The 308-nt window shown below is 60.4% G+C and carries 1 protein-coding gene; it reads left to right on the plus strand.

All coding sequences use genetic code 11. The annotated features are described in order from the left end of the window. Positions 1 to 308: RHS repeat domain-containing protein (locus tag OC445_RS27240; protein WP_262020462.1), on the plus strand; the 308-nt coding region annotated here is incomplete at both ends.

Below are 308 nucleotides of genomic sequence, written 5' to 3' on the forward strand. Positions count from 1 at the left end.
CGCCAAAGGGCGTGAGCCCTACGTTTGGGAAACCGAGCAGAACATCGTTTCCTACACCTATGACGAAGCTGGCCGACTGGTCTGCGCGACCAATGCTGTCGGGGAAAGCGAGCGTTATCGGTACGACGATCAGCACGTCATTCTTGAACGCCAACTGGCCGGTGGCGCGAGTTTCTTTTGGGAATGGGAACACGCGGGCAAGGCGGCGCGCTGCGTGCGGCATTGGGCGAGTTTTTCGCAGATGGACACGCGTTATGCCTGGGGCGATGACGGGCGTGTCACGGTGCATAACGCCGATGGTAGCCAGG

The organism is Pseudomonas sp. Pse35 (assembly GCF_024519715.1).
GTDB lineage: Bacteria > Pseudomonadota > Gammaproteobacteria > Pseudomonadales > Pseudomonadaceae > Aquipseudomonas > Aquipseudomonas paracarnis.